At 66.4% G+C, this 21,171-nt stretch carries 18 protein-coding genes; 5 read left to right on the top strand and 13 right to left on the bottom strand.

The window, feature by feature from the left end:
* Positions 1 to 127: 127 nt before the first annotated feature.
* The 3 genes from ACFZCE_RS02730 (at position 128) to ACFZCE_RS02720 (ending at position 5,272) form a co-directional block, all read left to right on the top strand.
* A complete protein-coding gene (locus ACFZCE_RS02730; protein WP_390935830.1) occupies positions 128 to 1,933 on the top strand; it encodes a phenylacyl-CoA dehydrogenase in 1,806 nt (601 codons plus the stop codon).
* Positions 1,934 to 2,106: 173 nt separating this feature from the next.
* Complete coding sequence (locus ACFZCE_RS02725) at positions 2,107 to 3,393, top strand: diguanylate cyclase (RefSeq protein WP_390935828.1); 1,287 nt, start codon at positions 2,107 to 2,109, stop codon at positions 3,391 to 3,393.
* A 100-nt stretch (positions 3,394 to 3,493) separates the two neighbouring features.
* Complete coding sequence (locus ACFZCE_RS02720) at positions 3,494 to 5,272, top strand: acyl-CoA dehydrogenase C-terminal domain-containing protein (RefSeq protein ID WP_390935826.1); 1,779 nt, start codon at positions 3,494 to 3,496, stop codon at positions 5,270 to 5,272.
* Positions 5,273 to 5,471: 199 nt separating this feature from the next.
* On the opposite strand, the gene ACFZCE_RS02715 is transcribed toward ACFZCE_RS02720, so the two are convergent.
* From ACFZCE_RS02715 to ACFZCE_RS02705, 3 genes are all read right to left on the bottom strand, one after another.
* Positions 5,472 to 5,963 (bottom strand): DUF3368 domain-containing protein, encoded by a 492-nt coding sequence (locus tag ACFZCE_RS02715; protein WP_390935824.1) that lies wholly within the window; start codon positions 5,961 to 5,963, stop codon positions 5,472 to 5,474.
* Positions 5,944 to 7,011, bottom strand: a complete 1,068-nt coding sequence (locus ACFZCE_RS02710) for an ImmA/IrrE family metallo-endopeptidase (protein WP_390935822.1) — start codon at positions 7,009 to 7,011, stop codon at positions 5,944 to 5,946. The genes ACFZCE_RS02715 and ACFZCE_RS02710 overlap by 20 nt, the downstream gene beginning before the upstream one ends.
* Positions 7,012 to 7,098: 87 nt before the next feature.
* On the bottom strand, positions 7,099 to 7,983 hold the full coding sequence (locus ACFZCE_RS02705) for a LysR substrate-binding domain-containing protein (protein ID WP_390935820.1): 885 nt from the start codon (positions 7,981 to 7,983) through the stop codon (positions 7,099 to 7,101).
* A 179-nt stretch (positions 7,984 to 8,162) separates the two neighbouring features.
* Here ACFZCE_RS02705 and ACFZCE_RS02700 point away from each other — a divergent pair, with 179 nt between their 5' ends.
* Together ACFZCE_RS02700 and ACFZCE_RS02695 are read left to right on the top strand one after the other, a co-directional pair.
* Positions 8,163 to 9,362, top strand: a complete 1,200-nt coding sequence (locus tag ACFZCE_RS02700) for an aminotransferase class III-fold pyridoxal phosphate-dependent enzyme (protein WP_390935818.1) — start codon at positions 8,163 to 8,165, stop codon at positions 9,360 to 9,362.
* Between the two features lie 197 nt (positions 9,363 to 9,559).
* Complete coding sequence (locus ACFZCE_RS02695) at positions 9,560 to 9,718, top strand: YqaE/Pmp3 family membrane protein (RefSeq protein ID WP_390935817.1); 159 nt, start codon at positions 9,560 to 9,562, stop codon at positions 9,716 to 9,718.
* A gap of 12 nt (positions 9,719 to 9,730) precedes the next feature.
* Here the strand turns inward: ACFZCE_RS02695 and ACFZCE_RS02690 are convergent, their stop codons facing one another.
* The 10 genes from ACFZCE_RS02690 to ACFZCE_RS02645 form a co-directional block, all read right to left on the bottom strand.
* Positions 9,731 to 11,572: a prolyl oligopeptidase family serine peptidase gene (locus ACFZCE_RS02690; protein ID WP_390935815.1), complete on the bottom strand. Its 1,842-nt coding sequence runs from the start codon at positions 11,570 to 11,572 to the stop codon at positions 9,731 to 9,733.
* The gene (pqqE, locus tag ACFZCE_RS02685) at positions 11,538 to 12,698 is read right to left on the bottom strand and encodes a pyrroloquinoline quinone biosynthesis protein PqqE (RefSeq protein ID WP_390935813.1); all 1,161 of its coding nucleotides are present in this window, start codon (positions 12,696 to 12,698) and stop codon (positions 11,538 to 11,540) included. The genes ACFZCE_RS02690 and pqqE overlap by 35 nt, the downstream gene beginning before the upstream one ends.
* On the bottom strand, positions 12,670 to 12,945 hold the full coding sequence (gene pqqD, locus ACFZCE_RS02680; RefSeq protein WP_390935811.1) for a pyrroloquinoline quinone biosynthesis peptide chaperone PqqD: 276 nt from the start codon (positions 12,943 to 12,945) through the stop codon (positions 12,670 to 12,672). The genes pqqE and pqqD overlap by 29 nt, the downstream gene beginning before the upstream one ends.
* Positions 12,942 to 13,691 (bottom strand): pyrroloquinoline-quinone synthase PqqC, encoded by a 750-nt coding sequence (gene pqqC / locus ACFZCE_RS02675; protein WP_390935809.1) that lies wholly within the window; start codon positions 13,689 to 13,691, stop codon positions 12,942 to 12,944. Before pqqC ends, pqqD begins: the two co-directional genes overlap by 4 nt.
* Positions 13,692 to 13,705: 14 nt before the next feature.
* A complete protein-coding gene (pqqB, locus tag ACFZCE_RS02670) occupies positions 13,706 to 14,617 on the bottom strand; it encodes a pyrroloquinoline quinone biosynthesis protein PqqB (RefSeq protein WP_390935807.1) in 912 nt (303 codons plus the stop codon).
* Between the two features lie 61 nt (positions 14,618 to 14,678).
* A complete protein-coding gene (gene pqqA, locus ACFZCE_RS02665; RefSeq protein WP_008365141.1) occupies positions 14,679 to 14,750 on the bottom strand; it encodes a pyrroloquinoline quinone precursor peptide PqqA in 72 nt (23 codons plus the stop codon).
* Between the two features lie 393 nt (positions 14,751 to 15,143).
* Positions 15,144 to 17,588 carry a pyrroloquinoline quinone biosynthesis protein PqqF gene (gene pqqF / locus ACFZCE_RS02660; RefSeq protein WP_390935805.1) on the bottom strand — a complete coding sequence of 815 codons (2,445 nt, stop codon included), beginning with the start codon at positions 17,586 to 17,588 and terminating at the stop codon, positions 15,144 to 15,146.
* A gap of 117 nt (positions 17,589 to 17,705) precedes the next feature.
* Complete coding sequence (locus ACFZCE_RS02655) at positions 17,706 to 18,785, bottom strand: polysaccharide biosynthesis/export family protein (protein ID WP_390935803.1); 1,080 nt, start codon at positions 18,783 to 18,785, stop codon at positions 17,706 to 17,708.
* A 50-nt stretch (positions 18,786 to 18,835) separates the two neighbouring features.
* Complete coding sequence (locus ACFZCE_RS02650; RefSeq protein ID WP_390935801.1) at positions 18,836 to 20,038, bottom strand: glycosyltransferase; 1,203 nt, start codon at positions 20,036 to 20,038, stop codon at positions 18,836 to 18,838.
* Positions 20,035 to 21,171, bottom strand: a complete 1,137-nt coding sequence (locus tag ACFZCE_RS02645) for a glycosyltransferase (RefSeq protein ID WP_390935799.1) — start codon at positions 21,169 to 21,171, stop codon at positions 20,035 to 20,037. The genes ACFZCE_RS02650 and ACFZCE_RS02645 overlap by 4 nt, the downstream gene beginning before the upstream one ends.

The following is a 21,171-nucleotide window of genomic DNA, read 5'->3' as shown; positions in this document are numbered from 1 at the left end:
TTTTTTGCCCTAGCCGATGGCCAGTGCGGCCCCTTGACAGTGCTTCCGGGGGAAACGTATGTTTCAAACATGTGTTTGACCTGCCGCGCGGTGGGTTCCGTCCTGAATTAAAAGCAGAGGTTGCGTGATGCCTGAGTACAAAGCCCCCTTGCGTGATATCCGGTTTGTCCGTGATGAACTGCTCGGCTACGCCGACCACTACCAGGCCCTGCCGGGCTGTGAGGACGCCACCCCCGACACCGTCGACGCCATCCTCGAAGCCGGCGCCGACTTCTGCCAGGGCGTGCTCGCCCCGCTGAACCGCGTGGGCGACCAGGAAGGCTGCACCTGGAGCGAAACCGGCGTTAAAACCCCCACGGGCTTCAAAGAGGCTTACCAGCAGTTTGTCGAAGGCGGCTGGCCGAGCCTGGCCCATGACGTCGACCACGGCGGCCAGGGCCTGCCCGAGTCCCTGGGCCTGGCGGTCAGCGAGCTGGTGGGCAGCGCCAACTGGGCCTGGGGCATGTACCCGGGGTTGTCTCATGGCGCCATGAACACCCTCTCGGCTCACGGTACCGACGAGCAAAAGCACGTGTACCTGAGCAAACTGGTCACCGGCGAATGGACCGGCACCATGTGCCTGACCGAAGCCCACTGCGGCACTGACCTCGGCATGCTGCGCACCAAGGCCGAACCGCAAGCGGACGGCAGCTACCGCATCAGCGGCACCAAGATCTTCATCTCCGCCGGTGAACACGACATGGCCGAGAACATCGTGCACATCGTGCTCGCGCGCCTGCCCGACGCCCCCGCCGGGACCAAGGGCATCTCGCTGTTCATCGTGCCGAAATTCCTGCCCTCGATCGAAGGCCACGTGGGCGAGCGCAACGCCGTAAGCTGCGGCTCGATCGAACACAAGATGGGCATCCACGGCAACGCCACCTGCGTGATGAACTTCGACGGCGCCACCGGCTACCTGATCGGCCCGGCCAACAAAGGCCTGAACTGCATGTTCACCTTCATGAACACCGCGCGCCTGGGCACCGCGTTGCAGGGCCTGGCCCACGCCGAGGTGGCCCTGCAGGGCGGCCTGGCGTATGCTCGTGACCGCCTGCAGATGCGCTCGTTGACCGGCCCGAAAGCGCCGGACAAAGCCGCTGACCCAATCATCGTGCACCCCGACGTACGGCGCATGCTGCTGACCATGAAAGCCTTCTCCGAAGGCAACCGGGCGATGGTGTACTTCACCGCCAAGCTGGTCGACGTGGTCAAGTACAGCCAGGACGAAGAAGCGGTGAAGCGCGCCGACGCCCTGTTGGCCTTCATGACCCCAATCGCCAAGGCCTTCATGACCGAGGTCGGCTTCGAAAGCGCCAACCACGGCCTGCAGATCTACGGCGGCCATGGCTACATCGCCGAGTGGGGCATGGAGCAGAACGTGCGCGACAGCCGCATTTCGATGCTGTACGAAGGCACCACCGGCATCCAGGCCCTCGACCTGCTGGGGCGCAAGGTGTTGATGACCCAGGGCGAAGCGCTCAAGGGCTTCACCAAGATCGTGCACAAGTTCTGCCAGGCGCAGGAAGGCAACGCGGCGCTGGCCGAGTTCGTCACCCCGCTGGCCCAGTTGAACAAGGAATGGGGCGAGATCACCCTGAAGGTCGGCATGGCCGCCATGAAAGACCGCGAAGAAGTCGGCGCCGCCTCGGTGGATTACCTGATGTACTCCGGTTATGCCTGCCTGGCCTATTTCTGGGCCGACATGGCGCGCCTGGCGGCGCAGAAGCTCGCCGAGGGCGAGGGCGACGCGGCCTTCTACCAGGCCAAGCTCGACACCGCGCGTTTCTACTACCAGCGCATCCTGCCGCGCACCCGTGGGCTGGTCGCGACCATGCTCTCCGGCGCCGGTAACCTGATGGCGATGGACGAAGCGGCGTTTGGCTTGGGTGTTTAACTAAGCCTGGCGGCGCCCTTCGCCCGGCTGTGCCGGGCGAAGGGTGCTAAAGCCCAATGCAAACAAAAACCTGACGCCAAATATTCATCCAGCAGCTCATCTTTTCCAACACACGGCCGATACAAATACAGGCACAATGCTATTGACCTGTACGTTGGACCGGAGCCGTTCCCTTGCCGCGCCTTTCCGCCTATCGCATCGGCCATTTCCTGCCGTCTTTGGTGCTGCTGCTCACAGGGCTGGCGGCGGCGTACGTGCGCGACCTCAACGTATTCTTCACCTCCCTGTTCAACGTGTTGCCCACCCTGGTGCTGCTGCTCGGCGGCGCCTACTGCGCGGTGTACAAGCGCCAGCGCGAGCTGTTCGTGATGATCACGGTGTACGTGGCCTATTACCTGCTCGACACCCAGACCGATTACTTCCGTGACAACGGCCGGGTGCGCGAAGACGCCGCGGTGATCTTCCACCTGTGCTGCCTGCTGGTGCCGGCGATGTACGCGCTGTTCGGCTTCTGGGAAGAGCGCACCCACCTCGGCCAGGACCTGCTCGCGCGCATCGCCGTGCTCAGCGCGGTGGGCGGGGTGGCGGCGGGGCTGGAGCAAAGCTTCCCGCAGGGCCTGCTGCTGATGCTGGCAGAGATCCGCTGGCCGGCGCTGCACTGGCCGTGGATGAGCCTGATCCAGCTCAGCTACCCGGTGTTCTTCATCGCCCTCGGCGTGCTGGTGGCGCTGTATGTGCGCAAGCCGCGGCCGCTGCACGGCGCGCAGATCATCGGCCTGCTCGGTTTGTTCTGGATGCTGCCGAAGACCTTCATCCTGCCGTTCACCCTGAACATCATGTGCAGCCAGGTGATGCTGATGCTCGCCGCCGCCGTGGCCCAGGAGGCCTACCAGATGGCCTTTCGCGACGAGCTCACCGGCCTGCCGGGGCGCCGCGCCCTCAACGAGCGCCTGCAGCGCCTGGGGCGCAACTACGTGCTGGCCATGACCGACGTCGACCACTTCAAGAAATTCAACGACACCCACGGCCATGACGTGGGCGACCAGGTGCTGCGGCTGGTGGCCAGTAAGCTCGGCAAGGTCGGTGGCGGCGGGCGCGCCTACCGCTATGGCGGCGAGGAGTTCGCCGTGGTGTTCGCCGGCAAAAGCCTGGAAGAGTGCATGCCGCACCTGGAGGTGCTGCGCGGGGTGATCGAGGCCTATGTGATCCACCTGCGCCAACCCGACCGCCCGCAAAGCGACCAGCAAGGCCGCCAGCGCCGGGGCGGCAGCGCGGCGTCGAGTGTGTCGGTCACCATCAGCATTGGCGTGGCGGAGCGCCTGGCCGACCACCGTACCCCGGAGGAAGTGCTCAAGGCCGCCGACCAGGCGCTTTACGCCGCCAAGGGCGCCGGGCGCAACTGCGTGGTCGCCGCCGGCCAGCAGCGCCGCGGCGCGGTGCGCAATGCCAATGCGGCGTGACTGTTAGTGGCTTTTTAGTCACGCCATGACGCTACGTCTCTGAAAAGTTGTTGGGCTACACTGCCTCGCAGTTATTTATTTCCCACCTGGCGAGGTGCCCATGGCCGATTACAAAGCGCCCCTGCGCGATATGCGCTTTTTGCTCAATGAAGTCTTCGACGTATCGGCCCAGTGGGCGCAAATGCCGGCCCTGGCCGAGGTGGCCGATGCCGACACGGTAGCGGCCATTCTCGAGGCCGCCGGTGAGCTCACCGCGGGCGCCATCGCCCCGCTGAGCCGGGCCGCCGACGAAGAAGGCTGCCACTGGCACAACACCGAGGTGAAAACCCCCAAGGGCTTTCTCGAGGCCTACCAGCAGTACGCCGAAGGCGGCTGGGTGGGCGTGGGCGGCGCGCCCGAGCACGGCGGCATGGGCATGCCCAAGGTGGTTTCGGCGCAGGTTGAAGAAATGGTCAACGCCGCCAGCCTGGCCTTCGGCCTGTACCCGATGCTGACCGCCGGTGCCTGCCTGGCGATCTACGCCCACGCCAGCGAGGCGCTCAAGGCGGCCTACCTGCCGAACATGTACAGCGGCGTGTGGGCCGGCTCGATGTGCCTGACCGAACCCCACGCCGGCACCGACCTCGGCATCATCCGCACCCGCGCCACGCCGGTGGCCGGCGGCAGCTACAAGGTCAGCGGCACGAAGATCTTCATCACCGGCGGTGAGCACGACCTTACCGAGAACATCATCCACCTGGTCCTGGCCAAGCTGCCCGATGCGCCGCCGGGGCCCAAGGGCATCTCGCTGTTCCTGGTGCCGAAGTTCCTGGTCAACCCCGATGGCAGCCTGGGCGCGCGCAACGGCGTGGCCTGTGGCTCGATCGAGCACAAGATGGGCATCCAGGCCTCGGCCACCTGCGTGATGAACTTCGACGACGCCGAAGGCTACCTGGTGGGCGAGGAGAACAAAGGCCTGGCCGCGATGTTCACGATGATGAACTACGAGCGCCTGGGCGTCGGCATCCAGGGCCTGGCTTCGGGCGAGCGCTCTTACCAGAACGCCATCGACTACGCCCGCGAGCGCCTGCAAAGCCGCTCGCCCACCGGTGCGGTAGCCAAAGACAAGGTCGCCGACCCGATCATCGTGCACCCCGACGTGCGCCGCATGCTGCTGACCATGAAGGCCCTGAACGAAGGCGGGCGGGCGTTCTCCACCTACGTGGCGCTGCAGTTGGACACCGCCAAGTTCAGCGAACACCCCGCCGAGCGCCAGCGCGCCGAAGAAATGGTCGCGTTGCTCACCCCGGTGGCCAAGGCGTTCCTCACCGACCTGGGGCTGGAAACCACCGTGCACGGCCAGCAAGTGTTCGGCGGCCATGGTTACATCCGCGAGTGGGGCCAGGAGCAACTGGTGCGCGACGTGCGCATCACCCAGATTTACGAAGGCACCAACGGCATCCAGGCGCTGGACCTGATGGGGCGCAAGGTGGTGGGCAGCGGTGGCGCCTATTACCAGCGCTTCGCCGAGGAAGTGCGTGGGTTCATCAGCACCGCCGGGTCCGAGCTGGGCGAGTTCAGCCAGCCCCTGGGCGCGGCGCTGGAAACCCTCGACAGCCTCACCGCCTGGGTGCTCGACCAGGCCCGCAACGACCCCCGTGAAATCGGCGCGGCCTCGGTCGAGTACCTGCACGTGTTTGGCTACACCGCCTACGCCTACCTCTGGGCACGGATGGCCCAGGCGGCCTTGAGGGGGGAGGGTGATGAAGACTTCTACGCCAGCAAGCTGGGCACCGCGCGCTTCTACTTCGCCCGCCTGCTGCCGCGCATCCACTCGCTCAGCGCCTCGGTCAAGGCCGGCAGCGCGCCGCTGTACCTGCTCAGCGAGGCGCAGTTCTGAGGGCGTAAGCCAGGGCTTACACAACGCGGTGGCGTTCAGCCATAGCGCAGCGCCAGGGCGCTGCGTATTCTTGCTCTCAGGACGTCGCGCAAGGTAGCGCCAAGGAATACAGGGACACGCAGGACTGCCACCAGGACGGTGGCTTGATAAGGAAGTCTGGGAAACCGTCTACAGAACCTCGCCATCGTGCGGGGTTTTCTTATTGGGCGGCTTTAAGTGCCTCGAGGCTCTTCTGTACAAGGTCCCATGGTAGCCGCCTCGCGCTGGCGCGCATTCGTGCATACGCCTGCTCCGCATCGGGCAAGGAAATGATGCTATGGGCCACCATCTGTTCAACGACCCAGAGTGTTCCATTTACCGGCACGGCCTCAGCCTTCGCTAACTTGCGCAAGGCCATGTCCCCAGAGAGCAAGTGACAGCGTTGTTGCCGGGCCAGCGCCAGCGCGAAACAGTCATTGCGGCTAGGGCCGCGTACACGGGTGGTTAGCTCAAGCGCGTAGATGAGCGTCTCTGGTGTGAGCTCTCCCAGTGTCAGGCCAAGGCCCAGCAGGTGTGCATGCTGGGTTTCCAGCTCCTCATAGAAGAGGATGTCGGGTACTTGAAACGTGAACGGTAGCTGAAACAGATGCGTGAGCAACGCGCCTTCTTCAAGGTCGATCAGGATGTTGGCGTCACTGATGAGCAAATGCATCGGTCAGCTCCAGTTTTCGTGCCTGATGGAACTGGAAAACCGGGATGCCCAACAGCTCTGCTGCCTTGGATTCGCCCAGAATACCTTCGCCCAGCGCGCGGTAAACCAGTTGCTGGAACAAGAAGGTGACCTCTTGCCGGTAGGGCTCGCCGGGTTCTTTTTTACGCCAGCCTCGACCAGAGAACTGCATGAACATTCGTTCTCGAACGCCTTGAGAAATGATGCCGGCATCTGCTGCACGATAGAGGCAAGCCTGCATGCTCAGGCCGTACTCAAGCTTGAGCAGATACAACTCTCGGGCCTCAAGAGTATGGCGCTGGCTCCCGAGTTGTTTGCGCAAGGTGGAAGTTGGCAACAGGAAAGCAGAGGCAAAACGATTGCAGGCTTTTTCTTCATCCAGCCCGGGCGCCAGGTGCCCGCTCAGCACCAGATGGCCCAGCTCATGGGCGAGCGTGAAACGCTGCCGGTCCCCCGGCCACGCGCCCGATACGACAATCACTGGGGTATTGGCCACTGAAGCCTGTAGGCCGTCGAACTTGGCCTGAACATCGACTTCGGTAATGAGCACCAGCACGCCATGGGTTTCAAGCTCGTCGATCAGGTCTGGGATTGGATTGAGGCCTAGCCCCCAAGCGCTGCGGACCTGATCGGCGATCCCGTCGATGTCGTCTAGGCTCGCTATCGGCTTGGTGAGCGTGACCGGCGGGCTGAAGGGTTGGATGGGGAAGTCTGGCCATAAGTTAGCCAGTTCCTGCCATCGCTCTGCTTGATCCAGCACATCTGCTTCGATCCGCTTCAGCACGCCTTGGGAGGTGGTTGAGCGCTTCCGGTACTCCACGCCCTTCAGCTCGACCTTCACCGGGCGGAAAAAGTATTCCGCGCGCACATCAAGCGCTTTGCTCAAGCGTATAAGCACCGGGGAGCCGGGCATGCTGATGCCATGCTCGTATTTCTTGATCATGTTGGCGCTGACACCGACCTGTTCAGCCAGTGCCTGCATGGACAGGCCCATCGCTGCGCGTGCTCGCTTCAGGCGCTCACCGATCATCGAACACTCCGCTGGTTTATGAAATTTAAGTAATTCTGTTAATTGTAAACCTTGCGACCCCATGCGTCGATGGCAAGGTTTCGGCCTTCACCCCCGAATCACCTCCTCCAACAACTGCCGCAACAACTCCACCGTCGCCTGCTGGCGCTGGGTGTCGCGGTACACCAGGCCCACTTTCAACGGCACCCGCGGTTCGGCCAGGGGCTTCCACAGCAGCGCCGCCGATTCGCTCATCACCTGCGCGCGGCCGGGCAGTACCGTGGCCATCTGGGTGTGCGGCAGGGTGTCGAGAATCGCCGCCATGGTGTTCAGTTCGGCCTGCACCTGCGGGCGGCGGCCGAGGTTGGCCAATTGCGCCTGCCAGATCTGGCGGATCTGAAACTCCTCGCCCAACAGCAGCATCGGCAAGGCCGCGGCCTGGGCCATCGAGACCTTTTTGAACGCCTGCAGCGGGTGGCCCTGGGGCAGCACCACTTGCAGTTCGTCTTCGTACAGCGCCACGCCGTGCAGCCCGTGCTGGCGCGGCGGCAGGTAGCCGATGCCGATGTCGAGGGTGCCGCCGAGCAGGCGCCGTTCGATTTCCAGCCCTGACAGCTCGTAGATCTGCACCACTAGATGGGGCTGGGCGCGGTGCATGCGTTCGAGCAGTTGCGGCACCAGGCTGGGGTGCACGGTTTGCAGCACGCCAATGGCCAGAGTGCGCAGCGCGCGGCCCTTGAAGGCCTGCATCGCCTCGTGGGCCTGCTGCAGGCCGTTCAGCAAAGGCTGGGCGTGGTTGTACAGCGTATGGGCGGCGAGGGTCGGCATCAGGCGCTTGCCGCCGCGCTCGAACAGCGCCAGCTCCAGGCTGTGTTCGAGGTGGCGGATTTGCTGCGACAGCGCCGGTTGGGAGATGGCCAGGCGCTCGGCGGCGCGGCCCACGTGGCCTTCTTCATAGACTGCGACGAAGTAACGCAGTTGGCGGAAATCCATAAGCCCTGCTTATCAGAAAAGCTGTTAAATCGAAATGGCCCGTACCCTGGCCGCGCCTTAGTCTACCCCGTATTCAAGGGCCATAAGAGCCGATGAGGAACCATGAACCGCGTGCGCATCGAGGGTATATACATAGGCAAGGCGAAACACCTTGAACCGGGCCCGCGAGGCCTGCGCGCATGAGCCTGTTCAGCCTGCGCCGGCTGGCGCCCCATGAGCCTGAACTGGACCTCGCCGCCGCCCGCGGTTGCCGCTTGCACCAGGGCTGGCGGCCTGAGCAGGTGTTCGTGCGCGGCCAAGGCTCCTGGCTGTGGGACGACAGCGGCCGTGCCTACCTTGATTTCGCCCAAGGCGCTGGGGTCAACAGCCTCGGCCACAGCCCGGCGCTGCTGGTCGAGGCGCTGCAGGCCCAGGCCGCGGCGTTGATCAACCCCGGTGCCCATTACGAACACCACGGCCAATTGGCACTGCTGCAGCAATTGTGCGCGGCCACCGGCAGCGCCCGCGGGTACCTGGCCGGCAGCGGCAGCGAGGCGTGTGAAGCAGCGGTGCTGCTGGCGCGGCAGTGGGGCGCCCAGCACCGCCGTGGGGCCTACCGGATCATCAGCGCCCAGGGGGGCTGCCATGGCCACGGCCTTGGCGCGCGCTCCAGCACCGCGCGGCTGGCCTACGGCCCGGGGCTGGAGGGCTTTGCCCAGGTGCCATTCAATGACCTTGAGGCGCTGCACGCGGCGGTGTGCGCCGACACCGTGGCGATCATGCTCGAGCCGGTGCAGGGCGAGGCGGGGGTGATCCCGGCGAGCGAAGCCTACCTGCAAGGGGTGGCCGAGCTGTGCAGAAGCCTGGGGATCTTGCTGATTCTCGACGAAGTGGGCACCGGCCTGGGCCGTTGCGGCACGCTGTTGGCCGAGCAGCGCTATGGCGTGCGCGCCGACATCCTCACCCTCGGCAAGGGCCTGGGTGGCGGCGTGGGCGTGGCCGCGGTGCTGGCCCGCGAGCGCGCCAGTGGCCTGCACCTGGCTGAGTACCGCGGCAGCCACCACGGCAACCCGCTGGCCTGCGCCGCCGGCAGCGCGGTGCTGCAGGCGGTGCTGCGCCCGGCGTTTCTCGCGCAGGTGGCCGACCACGGCCGGCACCTGCGCGAGGGCCTGGCGCGGCTGGCCCTGCGTTACGGGCTACAGGCCCCGCGCGGCCTGGGCCTGCTCTGGGCGCTGCCGGTGGCGGGCGCCGCCGAGGTGGCCGCCGCCGCGCTGGAAGAGGGCCTGCTGCTCGACGCCCCACAGCCCGACGTGCTGCGCTTCACCCCGGCGCTGACCGCCAGCCGCGGCAACATCGACGACATGCTCGCGCGCCTGGGCCGGGCGCTGGCGCGCAGGTGATACGGATACCGTCTGCGTAAATGCGCGCCGCCTCTGGCTGGTTGTACCTGTGGCCGGGGGCGTTTTTTCTTCAGGGCCCCTCGCCCGGCACCGCCGGCGCACTTAGGGTAAACCCTCGAACTTCGCCTCTCGCGCGAACCGCTTCGCTATCGCCAAGGTCCAACGGGCATCACTCAAGTTGCTTGTGGAGCCTTACCATGGACCTGATTCGCCTGATCTTCGCCATTATCCTGCCGCCGCTGGGCGTGTTCCTGCAGGTGGGCTTCGGTGGCGCCTTTTGGCTGAACATCCTGCTGACGATCTGCGGGTACATTCCGGGGATCATCCACGCGGTGTGGATCATCGCCCGGCGCTAACCGGGCCGGGGCTCAGCGCCCTAGCACCCGCTCATAAAAGCGCCATTCCGCTTCCAGCGCATGGGCCAGGTTCGCCGCCTGGCGAAACCCATGGCGCTCTTGCGGGTAGTAATGGGCCTCCACCGGCACGCCGCGGGCGCTGAGCTCGGCGGCCATGGCGCGGGTTTGCTCCGGCACCACCACCCGGTCCAGTTCGCCCTGGAAGAACACCACCGGCACGCGGATTTCACCGGCGTGCAGCAAGGGGGTGCGGGCGTTGTAGACGCTTTTGTCTTGCTCCGGGTCGCCGATGAGCCAATCGAGGTAATCGGCCTCGAATTTGTGCGTGTCGCGCGCCAGCGCGGCGGGGTCACTGACGCCGTAGAGGCTGGCGCCGCCGCGGAAGGTGTCGGTAAAGGCCAGCGCGCAGAGGGTGGTGTAGCCGCCGGCGCTGCTGCCGCGGATGAACGCCCGGCTGGCGTCGGCCAGGCCTTTTTCGTCCAGCCAGCGCACCAGCGCGGTGGCGTCTTCGACGTCTGACTCACCCCAGCGCAGGTGCAGCGCCTGGCGGTAGGCGCGGCCGTGGCAGGTGCTGCCGCGGTAGTTGAGCTGGGCCACGCTGTAGCCGCGCTGGGCCCAGTACTGCACGCGCAAGTCGAGCACTGGGTAGAACGCCGAAGTCGGCCCGCCGTGAATGAACAGCACCAGCGGCGCCGGGCCAGGGTGGTTCAGCGCGGGGTAGAAGAACGCGAACGCGTAGTCATGCCCGCTGGGGAAGGTCAGCGGCTGCGGCAGGCTGACCTGCCCGGCCGGCAGTGGCGTGGCGCCGCCGGCGACCACCTGGCAGGCGTGGCTGTGGCGGTCGATGATCACCACCGCGGGCAACTGGCTGGGGGATTCGGCGATGGCGTAGAGGTGGCCGGCATCCGCCGCGATGTTGCGAAACCGAGTGAAGCCGCCGGTGTAGTCTTCGATGCGGCCGTTGGAGCGGCAGATGCCCAGGCGGGCGAAGCCGTCTTCGAACCAGGTGGCGAGGAATTCCTCGCCGCTCAGCGGTTGCCAACTGCTGGCGCCCAGTTGCCAGGGCGCGCCGCCGTGGTCGGCGGGCAAGCTTTGCAGGGGCAGCCAGCCTTCGCCGTTTTCCCGCCAGGGCTGCCAGAAGCCATTGCGGTCGCTCAGGCAGTGCAGGCGGCTGTGCTGGTCGAAGCGCGGCTGTTGCAGGCTTTCCGGCTCCAGGCCGTCGCCGGCCAGGCACACCGGTTTGTACCAGCCGCCGTCGGCGCGGCGCTCGGCGCACATCAGCCGGGTGGCGGTCCAGGGTTGTTGCGGGCGGCTCCATTCAATCCAGGCCAGGCGGGTGGCGTCGTCGCAAAGGATCGGGCTGGCGTAGAAGTCCGCGCCTTCGGCCAGCACGCTGCGGGCGCCGCTGGCCAGGTCAATGCTCACCAGCCGGTGCACCTCTAGCGGGCTGGCGGGTTGTTCTTCCACCGCCAGCACCTGCCCGGCGGCGCAGGCCAGGCCGCCGTAGCGCTGGTCGCCGTGGGTCAACGCCCGCGGCGCGCCGCCGGCCAAGGGTTGCAGGTACAGCTGTTGGTCGGCCTCGTTGACGAACACCAGCGCCTCATCCCCCAGGCAAAAGCTGCCACCGCCGTATTCGTACACACGGCTGCGCACGCTGAAGCCTTCGGGGGTCAGGCACTGCGCCTGGCCCTGGTGCCAGCGCCAAATGCGGCTGGCGCCCTCCTGGGGCCGGTACTCGTTCCAGAACAGGCCGGCGGCGGCCACCTGCAGCTCGGCGAAGTCGATGCTGGCAGCGACCGCGCCAAGGGCGCCAAGGGGTTCAGCCGCGGGCGATGAGCCGTGAATTTCGTTCATTGCGAAAGGCCAGTTGCGTGAGCGGGGCGTCAGCGTGTTCGGCTTCTTCGCGCGCGGCCAGGATGATCCCGTGATGGGGGGATTTGCTGCACACCGGGTCGGCCTGGGTGGCGTCGCCGGTCAGCATGAAGGCCTGGCAGCGGCAGCCGCCGAAGTCTTTTTCTTTTTCATCACAGGAACGGCAGGGTTCGGGCATCCAGTCGTAGCCGCGAAAGCGGTTGAAGCCGAACGAATCGTACCAGATGTGTTGCAGGGTATGTTCGCGCACGTTGGGGAACGCCACCGGCATCTGCCGCGCGCCGTGGCAGGGCAGGGCGGTGCCGTCTGGGGTCACGGTGAGGAAGATATTGCCCCAGCTGTTCATGCAGGCCTTGGGGCGCTCTTCGTAGTAATCGGGGGTTACGAAGATCAACTTCACCTTGCGCCCCTCGGCCTCGAAACGCGCGCGGTATTCGTTGGTGATGCGTTCGGCCCGCTCCAGCTGCGCTTTGGTGGGCAGCAGGCCGGCGCGGTTGAGGTGCGCCCAGCCGTAGAACTGGCAGGTGGCGAGCTCGACGAAGTCGGCCTCGAGCTCAACGCACAGCTCGATGATCCGCTCGATCTGGTCGATGTTGTGCCGGTGGGTGACGAAGTTCAGCACCATCGGGTAGCCGTGGGCCTTGACCGCGCGGGCCATGGCCAGCTTTTGCGCGAAGGCTTTCTTCGAGCCGGCGAGCAGGTTGTTCACTTCTTCGTCGCTGGCCTGGAAGCTGATCTGGATGTGGTCCAGGCCGGCCGCCTTGAAGCTTTCGAGGCGCGCTTCGGTCAGGCCGATACCAGAGGTGATCAGGTTGGTGTAGTAGCCCAGCCCGCGGGCCTCGGCGATCAGCTCGGCGAGGTCTTGGCGCACCAGCGGCTCACCACCGGAGAAGCCCAGTTGCGCGGCGCCCATTTCGCGCGCTTCGCGCATCACCCGCTTCCACTGCTCGGTGCTCAGCTCCTGGCCCTGGGCGGCGAAGTCCAGGGGGTTGGAGCAGTATGGGCACTGCAGCGGGCAGCGGTAGGTCAGCTCGGCCAGCAGCCACAGCGGCAGGCCCACCGGCGGCTTGGGCGGCAACTCAGGCAAGTTCGAGCCAGTGTTGTTCACGGGCCACCTCCATGAACTGCTCGACGTCTTCGGCCAGCTCCGGCACGCCGGGGAATTGCGCGTCCAGCGCGGCGATGATCGCCGCCACGCTGCGCTGGCCGTCGATCAGCCCACCGATGGCGCTGGCGCTGTCGTTGAGCTTGATCATCCCCTCGGGGTACAGCAGCACGTGGCCCTGTTGCGCCGGCTCGTACTGGAAGCGGTAACCCTGGCGCCAGGCCGGGACTTTTTCGCGGTCGAAACTCATAGGGCGATCCCCTTGTGCCAGGCGCGCTCGCTGGTCACGGTGTGGTAGGGCGGGCGTTGCAGTTCATAGGCCATGCTCATGGCGTCGAGCATGCTCCAGAGGATGTCGAGCTTGAACTGCAGGATTTCCAGCATGCGCTGCTGGCCCTCGTAGGTGGTGTAGTGCTGCAAGGTGATCGCCAAACCGTGCTCCACGTCGCGCCGGGCCTGGCCCAGGCGGGTGCGGAAGTACTCATAGCCGGCCGGGTCGATCCACGGGTAATGCTGCGGCCAGCTGTCCAGCCGCGACTGGTGGATCTGCGGCGCGAACAGCTCGGTCAGCGAGCTGCTGGCGGCTTCCTGCCAACTGGCGCGGCGGGCGAAGTTCACGTAGGCATCCACCGCGAAGCGCACCCCGGGCAGCACCAGCTCTTGCGAGCGTAACTGCTCGGGGTCCAGCCCGACGGCCTCGCCCAGGCGCAACCAGGCTTCGATGCCGCCGTCTTCGCCGGGGGCGCCGTCGTGGTCGAGCAGGCGCTGTATCCATTCGCGGCGGATCTCGCGGTCCGGGCAGTTGGCCAGGATGGCCGCGTCTTTCATCGGGATGTTCACCTGATAATAGAAGCGGTTGGCGACCCAGCCCTGGATCTGCTCGCGGCTGGCGCGGCCTTCGTACATCGCCACATGGTAGGGGTGGTGAATGTGGTAAAGGGCGCCCTTGGCACGCAGGGCCTGTTCGAATTCAGCGGGGGGCATGGCAGAGGTCATGGTGTGCTCGCGGGTCAGAGTTGCAGGCTCATGCCGTCGAAGGCCACTTCGACGTGGTGCCGGGCCAGCTCGGCGCGCTCCGGGGAGTCTTCGTCGAGGATCGGGTTGGTGTTGTTGATGTGAATCAGCACCTTGCGCGGCTTGCTGAAGCCATCGAGCAGCTCGAGCATGCCGCCAGGGCCGGCTTGGCACAGGTGGCCCATTTCCCGGCCGGTGCGGGTGCCTACGCCGCGGCGCTGCATTTCGTCGTCCGACCACAGCGTGCCGTCGACCAACAGGCAATCGGCCTCGGCCATCTGCGCCTTGAGTTCGGCGTCTACCTCGTACAGCCCCGGGGCATAGAACAGCTTGCCACCGGTGGCGGTGTCTTCGACCCACAGGCCGATGTTGTCGCCGGGGTGCGGGTCGAAGCGGTGCGGCGAGTAGGGCGGCGCGGCGCTGCGCAGGGCAAAGGGGGTAAAACGCAGGTTCGGGCAGGCCGGGGCGCTGAAGCTGCGGCCCAGGTCGATGCGGTTCCAGGCCAGGCCGCCGTTCCAGTGTTCGAGCATGTTGAACAGCGGAAAGCCAGTGGTGAGGTCTTGGTGGACCATCTCAGTGCACCACACCTGGTGCGGGCAGCCTTCGCGCAGGCTGAGCAGGCCGGTGGTGTGGTCGATCTGGCTGTCGAGCAGGATGATCGCGCCGATGCCGGTGTCGCGCAGGGCGCGGCCGGGTTGCATCGGCGCGAAGTTGTGCAGTTGGGCGCGGATGTCGGGCGAGGCGTTGCACAACACCCAGTTCACGCCATCGTCAGACAACGCAATGGACGATTGGGTGCGCGGCAGGGCGCGCAGGGTGCCGCTGCGCAGGCCATGGCAGTTGGCGCAGTTGCAGTTCCACTGGGGGAACCCGCCGCCGGCGGCGGAGCCGAGAATCTGGATGTACATAACCTCTCCAACAAACGAAAACGCCCCGGGGGGACCGAGGCGCTGTGCAGCGTGCTGAAACTCAGCGGCTGGCGAAGTACATGGTGACTTCGAAGCCGATACGCAGGTCAGTGTAGGCAGGCTTGGTCCACATGGGTGCTCTCCTCAACGGGGTGGCGGAATGTTCTAAGCATCTTATTAGTCCACGCCGGGGCGGGGACGTTCGAATGTTCAGTGGCGCTATTGTACCCCAGGAAAATGGCCCGGATGGTTAAACTGCTGTAATGCTGTTTCGCCGCAATGGTAATGATCGGGTTGGGTTTACGGCCCTTCGCCCGGCACAGCCGGAGTGCTGTCACTTAAGCCATTTCACGGCTTCATGGAGGGGATCAATCTGTGAGCTCTGCTGAATTTGTGCATGAGCTTCAGGGCCTATCGCCCGGCACAGCCGGCCTCCCACCAGATTTGTGTAAGTACTTGACTTACTGATCAATACAGAACCCGTGGGAGGCCGGCTGTGCCGGGCGAGGGGCCCGGCAGCCGAGCACTACCCCCCCGGCACCTCCCACTTGCCCCCCGGCGCCGGCCCGTTGGCCAGCGCCAGCCAGCCGGCGTCGGCGTCGCGCAGGCGCTGCGCGGCGCTGATCACATCGGCCGGGCGCAGGGCGCTGAAGGCCCGCTGCAACTGGCCCAGGTAATCCTCGCTGATCCCGCCCAGGCGCGCCTGCCAGAGGGTTTCGCCCAGTTGGGTGGTGTCCAGCTCTTCCAGGCTCCAGCGCGCGGCCATGCTCTGGCTTTGGCTCATCACCGCGCTGGAACCGAGGTTGGTCACCCAGCGTGGCAGTTGCTCAAAAAATTGCTCGATATGCCCGAGGATGCCCGCCAGGTCGGTGCCCGGCGATTGCACGCCAAACACCAGCCCAGGGCGGCCGCTGATCTGCCGGAAGCTGGCGAACACCGCGTAGCCCAGTTGCAGCTCGACGCGCATGCGCTGGTAAAAGGCTGTTTGCGAGAGGTGCGCGAGCAGGCGCCAGGCGGCTTCGTCGGCGATCGACGCGCTGGGGGCGGGGCAGAACAGCAACAGCGCATGTTCGCCGCTGCCGCAGTGCAGCGCGCTCCAGCGTTTGCCGGGTTGCAGGCGCGGAAGCGCCGGGGTGGGCAGGCCGGGTTGCCCGGGCAGGCGCCGCAGGGCGCTGTTCAGCGCGCTGCGCGCCGGGCCGTCGAAGCCGACCGCCAAGGCCTCCCAGCGCGCGCTGGCCCAGAGCTTCTGCAAGGTGGCGGGCTGGATGGCTTCGCGCGAATCATGGGCGATGCTCTGGTAGAAGCCCAGGCAGTGCTCGGGCAGGCGCTTGAGCAGTTCTCGGATCGGCGTCAGCGCGGCGCCGGGGCGTGGCTCGTGGCGGCGCCAGGCTTCGGTGGGTGGGCTGGCGAACCCCTCGGCCACTTGCTCGACCAGCGCCGGCAGCGGCTCGGCAACCCCCGACAAACGTAGCTGCCAGTCGTCGCCCAGGCGGTTGAAGGTCAGCCGCACACCGGCTTGGCGGGCCTCTTCGGCCAAACGCCGCAGGCTGAAGTCGAGCACCCGGGTCATCCCCGGCTGGCGCGAGGCATTGACCCGCCAGCGCACGAACAACTCGCCTTCGAACGGCGCGCTGGGTGCGCTGGGCAGGTATTGCACACCGCGTACGTCCGCCACCGGTTGGTCTGGGCGGCGGCTGGGGCGCAGGAAGCGGTTACGCTGCGGCAGCCGCCAGTGCACGGTGGCGGTGGGCTGGCTGGCGCTGGGCAGCGGGTGCAGCAGTTGCTCGGGCTTGAGCTGGGCCAGCAAGCTGCCCAGCGCGTGGGTGGCGGCGTTGTCGAGCTCGGCGCCACCCTGGGCCGGGGCCATGTGCTGGCGCGCCAGGTCGAGGGCGCCGGCCACCAGTTGCTGGCGCTTGCGCAGCAGGGCGTATTCCTCGCGCAGCGCGGTCCAGTCGCCCAGCGCTTCGAAGAACTCGAGCCAGCTCAGGCACAGTTGGGCCACGCTGGCCGGGGCCTGGCTGCCGGCGGCGGTGAGCTTGAAGTCGAAGTCGATGACCGCCTGGCCGGCGTACAGGTACAGCGGCCGCACCTGCACGCTTTCGATCAGGTCGCGGCGCTGCAGCTCGGCGAGCAGGCCGCCGGGCTGGGGGTTGGTGCACCAGGTGGTGAGAAAGTCGATCGCCAGCGCGGCGCCGCTGGGGAGGTCTTCGCAGGCGAACACCAGGTTCAGCCGGGCCGGGTCTTGCCGAGGCGGGAAGTCGCCGCTGGCGTCGCGCAGGGCCGGCGGCAGCGGCTGCTGCACCCGCGCGCCGCCGGGCAGCAACTGGCCGCAGCGCTGGGCCACCGAGCGTAGGCTGTCGGGCGATTGCGGGCCGGCGATGCACAGGGTGATCTGCGCGGCATTGAAGTAGCGCTGGTGGAAGTTCACCAGCGCCTGCTGGAAGTCGGCGTTGCCCAGCGGCAGGCTGTAGCGGTTACCCGCATGGAACGCCCGCAGCGGGTGGCGCGCCGACAACGGCGCGGCCAACCATACCTGGTGCTGGGCCTCGGCATCGCGCGACCAGGCGATGAATTCGGCGTGCAGCACCTCCCGCTCGCGGCGTTGGTCCGCCGGCGACAAACGCGGCCGCGCGAGCATCTCGCAGAGGCGTTCGAGGGCGCCGGCCAAGGCGACCGGCGGTACTTCGAAGAAAAAATCCGTGTGCCGCTCACGGGTGCTGGCGTTCAGCTGGCCGCCCTGGCGCTGCACATAGGCCATCAGCGCCTGTTCGCCGTGATGGCGCTCGCTGCCGAGAAAAAACAGGTGTTCGAGAAAGTGCGCCAGGCCCGGCCAGGCGGGGTCGACGTCGTGGCTGCCGGCATCGACGCGCAAGAACGCCGCGGCTTTTTTCAGCCGTGGCTCGTGAAGCAGCCGTACTTTCAGCCCGTTGTCGAGCAGCACTTCGCTGAAGCTGGCGAGGTTGGGCGGCATGGGCAAGGGTCCAATCCGTGGGCAATGTGCCCCCATCCTAGCGGATATGCTCGCCCAGGCAACAGTACAAAACGGACAAGCTGCGCGCCCCGCCGCCCGAGCGGGGCGCGCCGCCGGTCAGTTGCGGAACGCCGCGGTGGTGCCGACCACCGTGGCCGACGGCAACAGCTGGCTGATGAAGCGGTTCCAGCGGGTGATGTTGGCCGGGCCGACGAACACCACGTCCGACGGCTGCAGGTCAAACTCGCGGGCCAGCAGGAAGGCCGTGGGTTTCTTGGCGTCGAGGTAGAACACCGTGGCCGGTTGTTTTTCACCCGCCTGCGGGTTGCGGATCACGTACACCGCCTCGGCCGCGGCGGTGTCCTGGGCCAGCCCACCGGCACTGCCCAGCGCCTGCATCAGGTTGTAGGTACTGGTGCCGTAGTTCAGGGTTTGCGGGTTGCGCACCTCGCCCAGCACGTAAATGGTGTTGGCGCGGTTGTTACCCAGGTGCAGCTGGTCGCCGTCCTTCAGGTAAATCCCGCCCAGTTGCGAACCGGCGCGGTTGAGGGTGTCGATGTCGAGGGTGTACTCATGCCCGTCGCGCTTGAGGATCAGCCCCGCCAGGTTGGCGTTCTCGGCCTCGCCACCGGCGCGGCTGACCGCGTTGACCAGCGACAGCGGCACGTTGGTCAGCGCTTGCGGGCCAGGGCTGCGGAAGGCCCCGGAGAGGATCACCCGCTGGCTGTTGTAGGTTTCGATGTTCACATCGACCTTGGCCACGGTCAGGTACTTCGACAGGGCCACCTGCAGGTCGTTGCGAAACTGCTCGACGGTCTTGCCACCGGCGCTGATCGACTCGATGTAGGGGTAATAGATGCTGCCGTCGTTACGCACGATCCGTGAGCTGGAATCGCCTTGGGTCTGCCCGGCCGGGGAGTTCAGCTCCTGGTGCTCCCACACCGTGACGATCAGGCCGTCGCCCGGGCCGATGCGGTAGTCACCGGGGCGGTAGCTCAACAACGCCTGGGCCACCGGCGGGGCGGTGTAGATCACCTGTTGCTGGCGGGCGGTGGTGCTGGTGATCTGCACCACGTTCACCGGGTCGGTCATGGCTTCGTCTTTCACATCGTCCGGCGTCATGTGCTGGCCGGGGGCGAAAGCGCACCCTTGCAGAACTGCGCTACACATCAGGGCAACCAAAAGCTTGGATTTCATGGTGATCGTCCTTGGAGAATCAGACTTCTCGCTTGATTGAAAACACAGGGTCAGGCAGAGGTAACAGCGGCGGCCAACGGGGTGGTGGTGGCCAGGGTCAAACGCGGCGCGGCAGGCTCGCTGGCCGGCACCACGCCTTCTTTTTCCAGCAACTGCGCCACCAGCTGGCTGAGCTGGCGTTCGAAGTGTTTTTCCGAAAACCGCTCGGCGTTGTCGCGGCAGGCCTGGGCGCTGAAACGCCCGGCCTGGCTTTCGAACTGGGCCACGGCGGCGACCAGCGCTTCGGGGGTTTGGCGGTCGTAGAACACCCCGGTGGGCGCTTCGTGGTCCAGCCCGCGCACGGTTTCCAGGGCGCCGCCACGGCCAAAGGCGATCACCGGGGTGCCGCAGGCCTGGGCTTCCACTGGGCTGATGCCGAAGTCTTCCTCGGCGGCGAACACGAAGCCCTTGGCGTTCTGCAGGTGCATGCGCAGCACGTCGAACGGCTGGTGGCCGAGCAGGCTCACGTTCGCCGCGCCGACCTGCCGGGCCTTGTCCATTTCCGGGCCGTCGCCGATCACCACCAGGCGTTTGTCGGGCATCGCCTTGAAGGCCTCGACGATCATTGGGATGCGCTTGTACGGGACCATCCGCGAGGCGGTCACGTAGTAATCCTGCTTGTCGTTCTGCAGGGTAAAGCCGCGGGTGTCGACCGGTGGGTAGATCACCGTCGATTCGCGCCGGTAGGCTTTTTCGATGCGCCGGCCAATGAACCGCGAGTTGGCCACGAAGGTGTCGACCGAGGCGGCGGTGCGCTGGTCCCACATGCGCATGTAATGCAGGATCATCCGCGCCAGCTTGCCCTTGAGGCCACGGCCCATGCCGCTTTCGTTCAGGTACTGGTGCTGCAGGTCCCAGGCGTAGCGGATCGGCGAGTGCACATAGCTCACGTGCAGTTGGTTCGGCCCGCTGAGCACGCCCTTGGCCACCGCGTGGCTGCTCGAGAGGATCAGGTCGTAGCCCGACAGGTCGAGCTGCTCGATGGCCATCGGCATCAGCGGCAGGTAACGCTGGTAGGCGCTGCGGGCCTTGGGCAAGCGCTGGATGAAGGTGGTCTTGGCGCGTTTGCCGCCCAGCTTGGCGCGGTCTTCATCACTGAGGAAATCGATGACCGCGAACAGGTCGGCGTCTGGCCAGATCTTCAGCATCGAGGCCAAGACCCGCTCGGCCCCCGCGAAGGTCACTAGCCAGTCATGGACGATGGCGATTTTCATGGATGCTCCTCGGCGCTGAGCGCCCGTTTCAAAGTGGTTGGCGTTTTATTGTTCTGAGGATTGGAGCGCCCTTGAGGGTTTTGCAGCAGCAGGTCTAGGCGGTCGCTGATCAACTGCGCGGACTGCTCCCAACTGAACCGCGCCACGTTGTGCAGGCCCAGGGTGCGCAGGTGCTGGCGCACCGTGACGTTGCTCAGGGCCAGCGCCATGGCGCGGGTCATGTGCTCGACGTCGAGCGGGTCGAAGTACAGCGCGCTGGACTGCAGCACTTCCGGGATCGACGCCGCATTGGCCGCCAGCACCGGGCAGCCGCAGGCCTGGGCCTCCAGCGGCGGGATGCCGAAGCCTTCGTACAGCGAAGGAAACACAAAGGCCGACGCGCCCTGGTACTGGGCAATCAGCGCTTCGTCGCTGAGGCGCCCCAGCCAGCGAATGCGCGGGTCGGCATTGGCCTGCTGTTCCAGCCCGGCGTTGGCGAAGATCCCGCCGCCGCCGCCGACGATGCGCAGCTCGACGTGGTCCATGCCCTTCAGCGCGAGGAATGCGCTGATCATCCGGGCGAAGTTCTTGTGCGCGCTGGGCGAGCTGACCGCCAGCAGGTAGCGCGGCTCGGGCTGGATCGGCTCGCCCGGCTGGAAGGCCTCGCTGACGGCGTTGGGCACCACCAGGATGCGCTCGCTGGGGTAGCCGTAGAACTCGCTGATCTCGCGCTGGGAAAACTGGCTGACGGTGATCAGCCCGCGCGCGGCGCGCAGCAGTTGTGGGGTCATCAGCCGGTAGCTGGTGCGGAACGCCCGGCTGTAGCTGGCCGGGTGGCGCACGTAGGTGATGTCGTGGTGGGTGGCCAGCTGGTTGCGGTAGAACAGCGGCGCGGTGGCGCACAGCGACAGCAGCAGCGGCTTGCCCTGGCGCGCCAGGTAGCGCGGCAGGTCCCATTGCTCCCACAGGTGGCCACCGTGGCTGCCGATCACCTGGGCGCCCAGCGCTTCGGCGCTGGCGTGCATGCGGATGCCCGGCGGGCAGACGACCACCAGGTCATCGCGCAGGGCCTTCAGGTGCAGGGCGATCTGTTCGGCGAAGCGCTGCACGCCGCGCAGCTCCTGGGTCAAAAAACGCGCGTTGATCACGATCAT

Source organism: Pseudomonas sp. NPDC007930, from assembly GCF_042958985.1.
Classification (GTDB): Bacteria; Pseudomonadota; Gammaproteobacteria; order Pseudomonadales; family Pseudomonadaceae; genus Aquipseudomonas.
Note: the sequence above shows the minus strand (reverse complement) of the source record. Positions and strands in the feature narration are given on the sequence as shown.

Coding starts and splice junctions, on each gene's coding strand:
- ACFZCE_RS02730 (WP_390935830.1), top strand. CDS start 128: ATGCCTGAGTACAAAGCCCCCTTGCGTGATATCCGGTTTGTCCGTGAT.
- ACFZCE_RS02720 (WP_390935826.1), top strand. CDS start 3,494: ATGGCCGATTACAAAGCGCCCCTGCGCGATATGCGCTTTTTGCTCAAT.
- ACFZCE_RS02715 (WP_390935824.1), bottom strand. CDS start 5,963: ATGCATTTGCTCATCAGTGACGCCAACATCCTGATCGACCTTGAAGAA.
- ACFZCE_RS02710 (WP_390935822.1), bottom strand. CDS start 7,011: ATGATCGGTGAGCGCCTGAAGCGAGCACGCGCAGCGATGGGCCTGTCC.
- ACFZCE_RS02705 (WP_390935820.1), bottom strand. CDS start 7,983: ATGGATTTCCGCCAACTGCGTTACTTCGTCGCAGTCTATGAAGAAGGC.
- ACFZCE_RS02700 (WP_390935818.1), top strand. CDS start 8,163: ATGAGCCTGTTCAGCCTGCGCCGGCTGGCGCCCCATGAGCCTGAACTG.
- ACFZCE_RS02695 (WP_390935817.1), top strand. CDS start 9,560: ATGGACCTGATTCGCCTGATCTTCGCCATTATCCTGCCGCCGCTGGGC.
- ACFZCE_RS02690 (WP_390935815.1), bottom strand. CDS start 11,572: ATGAACGAAATTCACGGCTCATCGCCCGCGGCTGAACCCCTTGGCGCC.
- pqqD (WP_390935811.1), bottom strand. CDS start 12,945: ATGAGTTTCGACCGCGAAAAAGTCCCGGCCTGGCGCCAGGGTTACCGC.
- pqqC (WP_390935809.1), bottom strand. CDS start 13,691: ATGACCTCTGCCATGCCCCCCGCTGAATTCGAACAGGCCCTGCGTGCC.
- pqqB (WP_390935807.1), bottom strand. CDS start 14,617: ATGTACATCCAGATTCTCGGCTCCGCCGCCGGCGGCGGGTTCCCCCAG.
- pqqF (WP_390935805.1), bottom strand. CDS start 17,588: ATGCCGCCCAACCTCGCCAGCTTCAGCGAAGTGCTGCTCGACAACGGG.
- ACFZCE_RS02655 (WP_390935803.1), bottom strand. CDS start 18,785: ATGAAATCCAAGCTTTTGGTTGCCCTGATGTGTAGCGCAGTTCTGCAA.
- ACFZCE_RS02650 (WP_390935801.1), bottom strand. CDS start 20,038: ATGAAAATCGCCATCGTCCATGACTGGCTAGTGACCTTCGCGGGGGCC.
- ACFZCE_RS02645 (WP_390935799.1), bottom strand. CDS start 21,171: ATGATCGTGATCAACGCGCGTTTTTTGACCCAGGAGCTGCGCGGCGTG.